This is a genomic window from Paenibacillus sp. P2(2022) (assembly GCF_029522175.1).
In the GTDB taxonomy this organism is placed as follows: Bacteria; Bacillota; Bacilli; order Paenibacillales; family Paenibacillaceae; genus Paenibacillus; species Paenibacillus polymyxa.
The window spans coordinates 547,230-559,301 of record NZ_JAKWFI010000004.1 but is presented as its reverse complement, the minus strand read 5'-3'; the positions used below and the strand labels follow the sequence as shown (position 1 = coordinate 559,301).

Annotated in this window: 12 protein-coding genes, 1 rRNA gene and 1 riboswitch; of the genes, 11 read left to right on the top strand and 2 right to left on the bottom strand. The window is 46.6% G+C overall.

Features of this window, described 5'->3' with window-relative positions; genetic code table 11:
• Positions 1 to 7: 7 nt before the first annotated feature.
• The 4 genes from rrf (at position 8) to MMB75_RS16835 (ending at position 3,836) form a co-directional block, all read left to right on the top strand.
• Positions 8 to 124: ribosomal RNA gene (rrf, locus tag MMB75_RS16850) — 5S ribosomal RNA — on the top strand.
• A gap of 215 nt (positions 125 to 339) precedes the next feature.
• Entirely contained in the window at positions 340 to 1,332 is a 993-nt protein-coding gene (locus MMB75_RS16845; protein WP_019686165.1) for a ketoacyl-ACP synthase III, read from the top strand.
• Positions 1,333 to 1,464: 132 nt separating this feature from the next.
• Complete coding sequence (locus MMB75_RS16840) at positions 1,465 to 3,600, top strand: DNA topoisomerase III (protein WP_277509085.1); 2,136 nt, start codon at positions 1,465 to 1,467, stop codon at positions 3,598 to 3,600.
• 98 nt (positions 3,601 to 3,698) lie between these two features.
• Complete coding sequence (locus MMB75_RS16835) at positions 3,699 to 3,836, top strand: hypothetical protein (RefSeq protein WP_016819760.1); 138 nt, start codon at positions 3,699 to 3,701, stop codon at positions 3,834 to 3,836.
• 182 nt (positions 3,837 to 4,018) lie between these two features.
• On the opposite strand, the gene MMB75_RS16830 is transcribed toward MMB75_RS16835, so the two are convergent.
• On the bottom strand, positions 4,019 to 5,179 hold the full coding sequence (locus MMB75_RS16830) for a type II asparaginase (RefSeq protein ID WP_019686167.1): 1,161 nt from the start codon (positions 5,177 to 5,179) through the stop codon (positions 4,019 to 4,021).
• Positions 5,180 to 5,540: 361 nt separating this feature from the next.
• Positions 5,541 to 5,669, bottom strand: coding sequence for a DUF4023 family protein (locus MMB75_RS16825; RefSeq protein ID WP_013369463.1), 129 nt, complete (start codon positions 5,667 to 5,669; stop codon positions 5,541 to 5,543).
• A gap of 194 nt (positions 5,670 to 5,863) precedes the next feature.
• On the opposite strand from MMB75_RS16825, the gene MMB75_RS16820 reads away from it, so the two are divergent.
• The 7 genes from MMB75_RS16820 to purS all read left to right on the top strand — a co-directional run bounded on the left by MMB75_RS16820 (position 5,864) and on the right by purS (position 12,070).
• The gene (locus tag MMB75_RS16820; protein WP_016819762.1) at positions 5,864 to 6,127 is read left to right on the top strand and encodes a DUF1294 domain-containing protein; all 264 of its coding nucleotides are present in this window, start codon (positions 5,864 to 5,866) and stop codon (positions 6,125 to 6,127) included.
• A gap of 148 nt (positions 6,128 to 6,275) precedes the next feature.
• Positions 6,276 to 6,710, top strand: a complete 435-nt coding sequence (locus MMB75_RS16815; protein WP_013369465.1) for a universal stress protein — start codon at positions 6,276 to 6,278, stop codon at positions 6,708 to 6,710.
• A 348-nt stretch (positions 6,711 to 7,058) separates the two neighbouring features.
• Positions 7,059 to 7,160: riboswitch (purine riboswitch) on the top strand.
• 148 nt (positions 7,161 to 7,308) lie between these two features.
• Positions 7,309 to 7,794: a 5-(carboxyamino)imidazole ribonucleotide mutase gene (purE, locus tag MMB75_RS16810; protein ID WP_013369467.1), complete on the top strand. Its 486-nt coding sequence runs from the start codon at positions 7,309 to 7,311 to the stop codon at positions 7,792 to 7,794.
• Complete coding sequence (gene purK, locus MMB75_RS16805; RefSeq protein ID WP_016819765.1) at positions 7,791 to 8,966, top strand: 5-(carboxyamino)imidazole ribonucleotide synthase; 1,176 nt, start codon at positions 7,791 to 7,793, stop codon at positions 8,964 to 8,966. The genes purE and purK overlap by 4 nt, the downstream gene beginning before the upstream one ends.
• Before the next feature lie 2 nt (positions 8,967 to 8,968).
• Positions 8,969 to 10,267: an adenylosuccinate lyase gene (purB, locus tag MMB75_RS16800; protein ID WP_031462891.1), complete on the top strand. Its 1,299-nt coding sequence runs from the start codon at positions 8,969 to 8,971 to the stop codon at positions 10,265 to 10,267.
• A 617-nt stretch (positions 10,268 to 10,884) separates the two neighbouring features.
• Positions 10,885 to 11,766, top strand: coding sequence for a phosphoribosylaminoimidazolesuccinocarboxamide synthase (locus tag MMB75_RS16795; protein WP_045244220.1), 882 nt, complete (start codon positions 10,885 to 10,887; stop codon positions 11,764 to 11,766).
• A gap of 58 nt (positions 11,767 to 11,824) precedes the next feature.
• Positions 11,825 to 12,070 carry a phosphoribosylformylglycinamidine synthase subunit PurS gene (gene purS, locus MMB75_RS16790; protein ID WP_013308797.1) on the top strand — a complete coding sequence of 82 codons (246 nt, stop codon included), beginning with the start codon at positions 11,825 to 11,827 and terminating at the stop codon, positions 12,068 to 12,070.
• Positions 12,071 to 12,072: the final 2 nt, after the last annotated feature.

The window sequence follows — 12,072 nt, the reverse complement described above, 5'->3', positions numbered from 1 at the left end:
ATTCATGTTTGGTGGCGATAGCGGAGGGGTTCCACACGTACCCATCCCGAACACGACCGTTAAGCCCTCCAGCGCCGATGGTACTTGGACCGCAGGGTCCTGGGAGAGTAGGACGTTGCCAAGCAACGAGTAAAAAGGACCATGATCTTTTTGAGATCATGGTCCTTTTTTGTGTTAAATATCAGTAGAATTTTTAATTAGTTTAAGTTAGTTATAAGTTCGACTGAATCTGTGGATATTAGCTAGTAAATAGATAGACATTTTTTGAAGAAAATTAGCACCAGGTATTAGTATCTGGTGTTATAATATGAATAAGGATTATAAAGGAGAGTGATCAGATTGTTGAATTCAAAAGCAAAGTTAACGGCCCTTGGCACTTATGTACCTGAACGGATTTTGACGAACGCCGACTTGGAGAAGCTTGTGGAGACTAGTGACGAGTGGATTGTACAACGAACGGGTATGCGGGAACGACGAATCGCGGCCGAAGATCAGTATGTATCTGATTTATGTATACAAGCTATTAAACGTATGGTTAACCTTTATAACGTAAATGTGGACGATGTTGACATGATCATTGTAGCGACGAGTACACCTGATTACTATTTTCCAAGTACGGCTTCCCGTATTCAGGCTTATTTTAATATTCCCAATACAGGGTCAATGGATGTTAGTGCTGCATGTGCAGGCTTTGCCTATGGACTTCATTTGGCAAATGGTCTGATTACGGGTGGTCTACATCGCAAGGTTCTAGTGATTGGAGCCGAAACATTATCCAAAATTACAGATTATACGGACCGGACGACATGTGTTCTTTTTGGAGATGGAGCAGGGGTTGCACTTGTTGAATATGACGAGGATGAAGGGTCGTTTTTGACTTCAGATATAGGAACCTTTGGGCAAGGAGGAGCACATCTTTATCGCGCAGGATTATCTAACTATTTGGATGGAGAGAAGCTGCAAGATAATGGTTTTATCGCTCAAAATGGACGTGAGGTTTATAAATGGGCTGTACGTTCTGTCCCAGCAGGAATCGAGCGATTAATGGATAAGGCAAATATGGGGAAAGAGGATCTTGACTGGTTTGTACCTCATAGCGCTAATCTGAGAATGATTGAGTCCATATGTGAAAAGAGTGCAGTACCTTTAGAAAAGACGCTGACGAGTGTAGAGTTTTATGGCAACACTTCGGCGGCGTCCATTCCGTTGGCTTTACAGTGTGGATTGGATGATGGGCGTTTAAGATATGGACAACATGTGGTGTTATATGGGTTCGGGGGAGGCCTGACGTATGCGGGTCTGTTATTAAAATGGAGTGTGCCTGATTTGTAAGCTGCTAACTAATGCATGAGCAATAGTAATAGTGTGTAAAGATCGTGTTAATAAAGAGACGTTGGTTCGCGTTAGATTTATCGTAAGATGGCAGGATGGTATAATTAACATTATGAGAGAAAGGAGCGTAACATGAAGGTATTGGTATTGGCAGAAAAACCATCCGTGGCCAGAGAGATTGCACGTGTGATGGGCAGCCGTGAGAAGCATAAAAGTTATATAGAAGGACCTAAGTATGTAGTGACATGGGCTTTGGGTCATTTGGTCGGATTAGCAGAGCCTGAGGATTACGATTCTAAGTATGCGAATTGGAACTTGGAGGACTTGCCCATTCTTCCGAAGAACTCCAAGTTAAAGGTATTGCGGGAGAGCAATCATCAGTTCAAAGCTGTACAGCAGCTGATGAAACGACAGGACATTGGAGAACTTATCGTGGCAACAGATGCTGCTCGTGAAGGAGAATTGTTGGCGCGTTGGATTATACAAATGGCAAACTGGAGAAAGCCTTTCCGGCGTTTATGGATTTCCTCGCAGACGGATAAGGCAATTAAGGCAGGTTTCGCGAAATTATTGCCTGGCCAGCAGTTTGATCGTTTATATGAATCGGCTCGCTGTAGGGCTGAAGCAGACTGGATGATTGGTCTCAATGTAACCCGCGCGTTAACGGTTCGTTATAACGCCCAGCTTTCGGCTGGAAGAGTACAGACACCGACACTGGGGATGATTATGGAACGTGAGAAAGAGATCACCCAGTTTCGTTCTCAAGAATATGATACGTTGACGGCGGATTTTGGTCATTTTCAGGCAACATGGCGTGCAGAAAATGGGGATTCACGTATGTTTGACCGTACTCAGCCAGAGACTTTGCGCCGCAGGCTTGAGGGGGCCAAAGGTACAGTTGTGAGTGTTAAAAAAAGTGAAAAAAGCGAGCCTCACCCGCTCGCGTATGACCTAACTGAGCTGCAAAGAGATGCTAACCAGCGCTACGGCTTCTCGGCCAAGCAGACGTCTAATGTTCTTCAGCGTCTATATGAGCAGCATAAGCTGGTGACTTATCCACGTACAGACAGTCGTTATCTTACCTCCGATATGGTGGATTCCCTTAAGGAAAGGCTCAGTAGCGTAGCCGTGGGTCCGTATGCTTCTTTAGCACGTCCGCTATTGCGTAACAAATTGCCAATCACAAAACGAGTTGTAGATGACAGTAAAGTCACAGATCACCATGCGATTATTCCTACTGAGCAGACGTTATTGCTTAATCAGTTAAGCCCAGAGGAGCGTAAGCTGTATGATCTGATTGCACGCCGTTTTATCAGTCTGTTCTACCCACCTGCACGTTATGATGCTGTAGCTGTATCGGTCATGGTGGGGCAGGAAACATTTCAGGCAAAAGGTACAACCATAAAAGATAGCGGTTGGCGTGCTGTGTATGACGAAAGTCATTATGAATTGGACGAGGAAGAGACAGATGACCGTGAAAGTAATGGACGGGGCGTTATTTTGCCTGAGCTGAAAAAAGGAGACTCCGTCCAATTGCAGCGTTGTATTGTACGAGCTGGACGAACAATGCCGCCGAAGCGGTATACAGAAGCAGCCCTGCTGGCTCAGATGGAAAAGCATGGCCTGGGTACTCCAGCCACCCGTGCGGATCTGATCGAGAAACTCGTCAGCTCGGATACGATAGAGCGCCAGGGGAACGTGATGCATCCAACTGGCAAAGGCAAGCAACTGATCGAACTGGCGGCTCCACAGCTGCGAACGCCCGAATTGACGGCACAATGGGAAGCGGAGTTAGAACGGATCGCCCGTGGTCAAGGACAACCTGAGCCATTTTTGAATTCTATCCGTGCTATGGCGAAAGAATTGGTTTCTACTGTGAAAAATAGCAGCGCTGAGTACAAGCCCCATAACGTAACGAATAGCCATTGTCCGGATTGTGGTACAAAGTTGTTGGAGAAGAAAGGGAAGAAAGGAAAGTTTCTTGTATGTCCAAGTGCGGATTGCGGTTACCGTCGTTCAGGCGAAAAACGCTTGTCCAATCGACGTTGTCCGCAGTGTCATAAGAAAATGGAAATGAAAGAGGGCAAGGCAGGTTTGTATGTAAGATGCTTATCCTGTGGCATTACGGAGACGCTAGATAAGGACAAGCAACGGGTAAACAAGCGGGAACAACAAAAGCTGGTAAAACAGTTTGAAAAGAAGGAATCTTTTGGCTCCAGCTTGGGTGATTTGCTAAAAGCAGCAATGGAGCAAAAGCAGGGCGAATAAAGATTGCCAGAGCGTGCTTCAAGCTACACAATTAGCAGGCGTATGTCGGTATAAAAAAGCTTACTCCTTGGCATGGTAATCCGAGGAGGTGAGTATTTATGCCCAAACATAAGCCGCTTAAAATCAATAATCAGCAAAATAAATCAAGTATACTGGAGGAAGAAATCGCTGCTCATCCAGAGAAGCAAGCTAAATATCCTCCAAGCTTGAATGGGATTCCCAAACAGCAGTCTTAATGCTACCTGTAAGGGAAAACGAATGGCTGTATAAGACCAAGACGTTTGGATACCAGATGTAATCGTTATGGGTGCCAGACATTGTCTTGCATAAAAGAAGCAGCAGTACGGTGGTCAACCGTAACTGCTGCTTCTTTTTTATAATAATGAAGTTATATTTATTTGGTTTGGAATAACTGCCCTTAGTATTCATTAAAGAAAGATTGGATTTGATTAACATCATGCGTCTGGGTCAAAGCGAGCATGAGTAAAATCCGTGCTTTTTGCGGATTGAGCGAATCGGTGGACACAAAGTTCGATGCTGCGTCTTTTGTCGATGGGGACACAACTCCACTTCCTACGCGGCTGGAGCGGGCAATAATAACTCCTTTTTTGCCTGCGGCCTCTGCGCCTTCTGAGGAGGTCTTGGATAAGGAACCATTACCGGAACCAGCGACCACTATGCCCTTGGCGCCAGCTGCTACGGCAGCATCATACAGGTAGCGACCGTTGTTTTGATACTCGTATAGAATATCTACTTGCGGCAGTTGGGTGAGATTAGAGACGTCGAATACAGAAGAAGTCGTATGCTTATGAGTGGATTTGTTGTAGTAGTATACTTGATCGCCCACTACAGCTCCAAGGTAGCCCTGCTCCACAGACTTGAACGTATCGACTGCAGTTGTGTTCGTTTTTGTGATGTATCTTGCTGCACCGATGCGATCGTTCAGCAATACGAGTACACCTTGGCCTTTGGAGGCCGAAGCTCCGGCAACTTTTACAGCATTATAAAGGTTGAATGGACCATCGGCACTGATGGCAGTAGCTGGGCGCATAGAGCCAACAACAACTACAGGCTTATCGCTCTTAACGACAAGGTTAAGGAAGTATGCCGTTTCTTCCAATGTATCTGTACCATGGGTAATGACAATACCGTCTACATCGTCTCTGGCAAGCAGTTCGTTGGTGCGTTTGGCAAGTTTTAAGAGGATTTCATTATTAACATCGGGGCTACCCACGTTAACCACTTGCTCACCACTGACATTTGCAATACTTTTCATCTCAGGAACGGCATTGATTAAGGTTTCAACACCTAATGCGCCTGCTTTGTAGCCAGTTGTATCCGTGTTGACGGAGGATGACCCTGCAATGGTCCCTCCTGTGGCTAGTATTTTAATATTGGGTAAATGATTAGTTTGTGGATTTTCAGATTTGTCTGAAGTTGTAGTGTTAGAAGTAGATACCGTTGTGCTGGTTGTAGCTGCTGCCGCAGCGTTAGCAGTAAATCCACCACTCCATAAGGTACTTCCGAGAATAAAGCCGGCCAACAGGGGAATCATTGTCATTTTTTTCATGTTAGTCATATAAAGCTCCTCTCCAATCTTAAACCTTGAAATATTAATGATAGATTAACTGACAAATATTTTGTCGAATTACGTTAATATCACGCATTATAGGGTGTAAAATCGTTTTTAGTCAATATATATGTTAGAAAATATAACTTTAAAACTCGTTTTTATATATGTAATCGCTTTAAATACAGCTAAATGGAAAATAATTATAAAAGAAAACAACAAGCAGAAAACTCATAAGGAGTCTGCTTGTTGTTTTTGATAAAAGGTGAACAACTGAGTGTACCTTTAATTTCATTTAATGAGAGTGACAAGGTGGAGTTGATGTTTTACGGTATTTACATGGTTCTACAGTTGAATACAGATTCCATGATCAGGGGTTTTTGCTATGCTGTTTTGTTGGCAAGCTAGCGCTGGGAGTTCCTTTTCCTTGTTTACGGTTACGTTCTGCCTTTTTTGCATTTTCTCGTAGCTTTTCAACGTATTCATGGGTGCTTTCCATCGTAGTTCCTCCTTTAAGACAAAATAAATGCACTCGGGAATTGCCCTCATACACCGTTACTATTTCCGCAAAAACGTTTTCCCAGTCAGAGAAGGCGTTGTTTCTATAAAAGGGGTGAGGTTATAATGAAGAAGAGAGCCCTATATAAGTCCTAATACCTGAAACTGGTACGGTGTGCAAAAGGAGGAGAGACATTGCAGACAGGCTTGTTGGTATGGCTACTGTTCATTAATGCAGTAGGCTATCTGGTAATGTCGGAAGATAAAAAGAGAGCACGTAAACACCGTGATCGTGTACCTGAACGGACGTTGTTTTTGCTGGCCCTGATCGGGGGCGCATTGGGTGTACTCATTGCGATGTACCGCAAACGCCATAAAACACGGCATATGACCTTCAGATTAGGTATTCCTGTGTTGCTATTCATTAACGCATTGCTCTATGGGTATTTTTTACGCTAAGGCTGGGAGTTTAGCTTCTCATAGGGAAGTTCAATGATGATTGAGAAGGCTATTCTCAGCCATTACATGATGTATGAAGTGAACAACCACAGGAATACATAATTTCAGGCTTTGATTTAACAAACTGAATTCGGAAGAGGTGCGTATTATGCTATTTTCAAAAGTATTGCTTGCTTATGACGGTTCGGATGCTTCCAACAAAGCTTTATTGAAGGCGGCTGAATTGGTGAAGGCATCACCCTCCTCGAAGCTTGAGGTAGTGACAGCATTCGATTTCCCGCGGATTTTTATGGGCGAAGGTTTGGCTCCAATTCCAGCTTCGGTGAATAAAGAGTATTATGATTTGGCTGAGCAAACTACGGATGAAGTTAAAAAGCGGCTTGCTGAGCAAGGTGTAGACGCCAAGGTAGAGCTGATTCAAGGTTCGCCGGCCGAAGTCATTTTGGATTATGCCAATGAGAATGGCTTCGATGTGATTGTGATTGGCAGTCGCGGATTGGGTGGTATTCGTGAATTTGTATTAGGTAGCGTAAGTCACAATGTGGTGCAGCATGCACGTATCCCCGTGCTGGTCGTAAAATAACGAAGTAAAAAGCAAAAGTCGGATCACTACCTGTACAGGAAGTGCCGGCTTTTTATTTTTGTTGGAAAGATGTATTGCTGGCCGTTACCAGTGTAGGTAGAGTGATAGCTAAATGTAATACAATAGTCCTGAGGTATGCATATAAAGGGCTTGGTTTTTGTTAAACACGAACATTAAATTGTATCATTATGACAATGTTCGTTTTCAAGTTGACACAGGGTGTAGGGAATTGTTAAACTATGAAGTGTATTGTCGATAAAAAATGAACTTTAGGTACAATTTAATTAGGTACACATGTTGGAGCCGAAATCCATCACGATTATGCTGGGAAAGTATATCGTTGGGTATGGAGTAAGCACAATCCTGACTCGTATAATGCCGGGGATATGGCCCGGAAGTTTCTACCTGGAAACCTTAAATTTCCGGACTACGGGAGACATACGGCTGAAGCCGCATTGGATGCGGTGGAACAGGCTTGCTTTTGGCATGCCTTTAAGAGGCTCTGTCGTTTGTTTTTTCGTAGTCCGGTGTCTTGAAAATAACGTTATTTTCGAGTGCCGGATTTTTGGCGCTTATTGATAAACAGGGAGTGAAGGACATGTCAGTGCAGGTCGCTGTCATTATGGGCAGCACATCAGACTGGGACACCATGCAACATGCATGTGCTGTGCTGGACGAGCTTGAAATCGGATATGAGAAAAAAGTAGTTTCAGCCCATCGTACACCGGATTTAATGTTTCGTTTTGCAGAAGAGGCCGCCGGGCGCGGACTAAAGGTCATTATTGCTGGAGCGGGTGGGGCTGCACATCTGCCGGGAATGGTAGCTGCGAAGACCTCCTTGCCAGTGATTGGTGTGCCTGTCCAGTCGAAGGCTCTGAATGGTCTGGACTCCCTGCTCTCCATTGTGCAGATGCCGGGTGGTATTCCAGTCGCCACTGTGGCAATCGGTAAGGCAGGCTCTACCAACGCAGGGTTGCTGGCTGCACAAATATTAGGTGCTTTTGACGAAAAGATAAGTCAGCGGGTTGTGGCAAGACGCGACCGTATCCGTGACGAGGTACTGGAAGGCAGTGACTCGCTATGAATGAAGCATGTGAATCCGCAGGCCGTATTCGCCCTCCTGGCACAGTGATTGGAATTTTGGGAGGCGGACAATTAGGCAGAATGCTTGTACTAGCAGGAACAAACCTAGGCTATCGCTTCGTGACACTGGACCCTGCACCGGATAGTCCGTGTGGACAGGTGTCAGAACAAATCCGTGCTGCCTATGATGATGAGCACGCGGCCAGAGAACTGGCTGAACGGTGTGACGTGATCACGTATGAGTTTGAAAATGTGGATGCGGGTGTAGCCGCGCTTTTGGAACAGGAATCCAGTGTACCGCAGGGCAGCAGTCTTTTGTACACGACACAGCATCGTCTGCGTGAAAAACGTGCTATTGAAGCAGCTGGTGTTCCTGTCGCTCCATATCGTGAAATTAGCAGTCCTGCCGATATGGCTCAAGCGGTAGCCGAACTGGGTGTGCCGTGTGTGCTCAAAACAGCAGTCGGCGGTTATGATGGCAAGGGCCAAGTGGTCATTCGCCAATCGGAGGAAGCCACGAATGCCTACGAGCAACTGGCTGGAAGCGGTGCGGAACTGGTGTTGGAACAGTTCATCCGTTTTCGCTGCGAAATCTCGGTGATTGTAGCTCGCAGCACGAACGGTGAAGCCAAAGCCTTTCCACCTGCGGAAAACATCCACGTGAACAATATTTTGCACACGTCGATTGTACCCGCACGCGTACCTGAAGCTGTCCAGGAGGAAGCACGCAAATTGGCGCTGGCTGTGGCGGAGTCATTGGATGCGGTGGGACTGCTAGCTGTGGAGATGTTTGTCACCGAAGACGGACAATTATACGTTAATGAGTTGGCACCACGACCCCATAACTCCGGCCATTACACGATGGAGGGTTGCGCCACCTCGCAATTTGAGCAACATATACGTGCGATTTGTGGTTTGCCACTGGGCAACACGAAGCTGCTGACTCCGGTGGTGATGGTCAATGTACTAGGTGAGCATTTGGAGGACGTAATTCGAAGATTCGGACAATCAGATGCTGAAGCTGAAGGATTGAGTGTTGTACCAAAGCTGCATTTGTATGGAAAAAGTGAAGCCAAGCCAGGCCGAAAGATGGGACATATTAATCTGTTGTGCCAGGATACGGAACAAGCACTGGAATGGATTGATCAAACCAATATTTGGGGGAATAAATAGTCATGATCGAACGCTATAGCAGACCGGAAATGAGAGCGATTTGGACGGAAGAAAATAAATTTAAAGCTTGGCTGGAAGTAGAACTGTGTGCCTGTGAAGCATGGGCTGAGTTAGGGGTTATCCCAAAAGAAGATACCGTGGCTCTGCGCAAAAATGCAAGCTTTGATATTGAACGGATCTATGAGATTGAGCAGGAGACAAGACATGATGTCATTGCTTTTACCCGCACGGTATCCGAAAGTCTTGGCGACGAGCGCAAATGGGTACATTATGGCCTAACCTCTACAGACGTGGTTGATACGGCTCTGGGCTATCTGTTAAAGCAGGCGAATGAAATTCTGGAACGAGATATTCTGAATTTTATTGAAATTTTGAAGGAAAAAGCATTGGCTTACAAGCACACACCGATGATGGGACGTACACATGGAGTGCATGCTGAGCCGACCACATTTGGACTGAAAATGGGCCTGTGGTACGAGGAAATGAAGCGCAATCTGGAACGTTTCCGCTATGCTGCTGACCAAGTACAATACGGTAAAATGTCCGGTGCGGTCGGAACATACGCCAACATCGACCCGGCTGTGGAAGAATTCGTATGCCGCAAGCTCGGCACCAAGCCTGCCCCGATTTCTACACAAACGCTCCAGCGCGACCGTCATGCTGAATACATGGCCACGTTGGCGTTGATCGCCACATCGTTGGACAAGTTTGCTACAGAAGTCCGTGCATTGCAAAAGAGTGAATTCCGTGAGGTGGAAGAAGCTTTTGCCAAAGGTCAAAAAGGATCTTCCGCGATGCCACATAAACGCAATCCGATCGGAAGTGAAAACATCTCCGGTCTGGCACGTGTGATTCGTGGGCATATGGTATCGGCGTATGAGAACGTAACGTTGTGGCATGAACGCGACATTTCGCATTCTTCTGTAGAACGTATCATTCTGCCAGATGCAACGATGCTGTTGAACTATATGCTGAACCGTTTTGGCAATATCGTGAAAAATCTGACGGTCTTCCCTGAAAATATGAAGCGCAATATGGCGCGTACGTATGGTGTACCATTCTCCGGCCGCATTATGACGAAGCTGATCGACAAGGGCTTTAGTCGTGAAAAAGCTTACGATACCGTACAACCGCGTGCGATGCAGGCATGGGAAGAGCAACGCCAGTTCCGCGAAATTGTCGAGGCGACTCCGGAAATTACTGCCGTGCTCAGTCCGGATGAAATCGAGGATGCGTTCAACCCGGCTTGGCATTTGAAGAACGTGGATACGATCTTTAAAAAGTTGGGATTAGGGGAGTAGAGGACGGTTTGGTGCTTGGGAGAGGCTCAGGAGCGTGATGAGGCCGCTGCGCGAACGGATCATTCTTCCGATTGCTGTTGCCCCTGGTTTCCTGGAAAATCTGCAAAGGTTGGAATCCAGGGGCAAAGGCAAGCGCTAACGCTTCTCCAGAACGATTCCGTCCGCTCCGCTGCTTCCAGCACCAACCTTCGTGTGGGAGCAGAGCTAGGGGAGGTGCGGCACATAAGATGCCGCACCTTCCCAAGAGCGATAGAAAAGCGTGTTCCACTGCTTTTCTATCACAGACCACGTGCTCGTGGGGGTTGCCGAATTTGCGCAGCAAACAGCCGGCAGTCCTCACGAGCACGCACAGGCTCAAGAAGCGAAGCCTTGAGCCAGCCGTTCGCACCAACGTAAAAGCGTTGCTGGATGAGGGCTTGTGCGAACAAGCCTTCATCCAGCGAAACGCGCTCACTTCACCATAGCTACAAAATACACGCCCTCACCTTGCCCATTAGCCAACCCTTGCGGGAGTCGCGAGGGCAGCAGCCCTGGGGGTCCTCCCTGAGGGGAGGATTTAGGAGGGGCAAAGGCTCGATTTAGGAGGGGCCATACTCTTTTGAAAGAGGTGTAATGAAATGTCATTGTCTACCGCCGAAGGTCTGATTCATGCGCCGCTTTTGTACAAAGGCAAAGTGCGTGAGTTGTATGATCTCGGAGAACATTTTCTGATTGTCGTGACGGATCGGATTTCAGCTTTTGATTATGTGTTGGAGCCGCCTGTACCGGAAAAGGGGAATGTTCTGAACAAGCTCAGTACTTTCTGGTTCGAGCAGACGAAAGACCTGCTGGAAAACCATGTCGTGCATACCGATGTAAACAAGCTCGGACATGTCATCGACGAACAGAATAAAGAGCTGCTTAAGGATCGGATCATGGTCACGCTGAAGGCTGAACGCATCGACATCGAGTGTGTGGTGCGCGGATATATTACCGGAGGCGGCTGGCGTCAATATGAACAGACCGGTGAGGTAAACGGTATTCCATTGCCTAAGGGGCTACGTAAGAATGAACGCTTTCCCAAGCCTTTATTTACACCGGCTGCCAAAAACGACGTCGGTCACGACGAGGACATTTCCCTTCACCAAATGAAGCAACTGGTCGGGGCCCAGCTAACCGGTGAACTTGAGGAAAAAAGCTTGGCATTGTACGAATTTGCGCGTGCTTTCTGCGAAAAGCGAGGAATCATTTTAGCGGATTGCAAGTTTGAGTTTGGTCTTGTTGATGGCAAAGTGATTTTGATTGATGAAATTTTCACCCCGGATTCATCCCGTTTTTGGGCGCAGGAAAAGTATGAACTAGATGTTGAGATTGACAGCATGGACAAGGAGCCGGTACGAAGCTATTTGGCATCCTCCGGTTGGGACAAGAATAGCAAGCCCGATCCGTTGCCTGCTGAGGTCGTAGAAGAAACAACTGCAAGATATACGGATATTTGGCGGCGTCTGACGGCACAGTAAATAGTAATCATAATTCAACCAATAGGATTCACTCATTCGGAGGAGGAACTGAAGGAACATGATGAAAGCAACAGTCTATGTCACGATAAAGCAAAGCGTTTTGGACCCGCAGGGGGTCGCGGTGCAAGGCGCACTGCATTCTATGGGTTTCGGAGAAGTGGACAGCGTCAGAATTGGTAAGTATATGGAACTGAATCTGGATACAACAGACCGCGAGAGTGCAGAGAAACGCATCATCGAGATGTGTGAAAAGCTGTTGGCCAACACGGTCATTGAAGACTACCGCTACGAACTGGAGGGCTGATT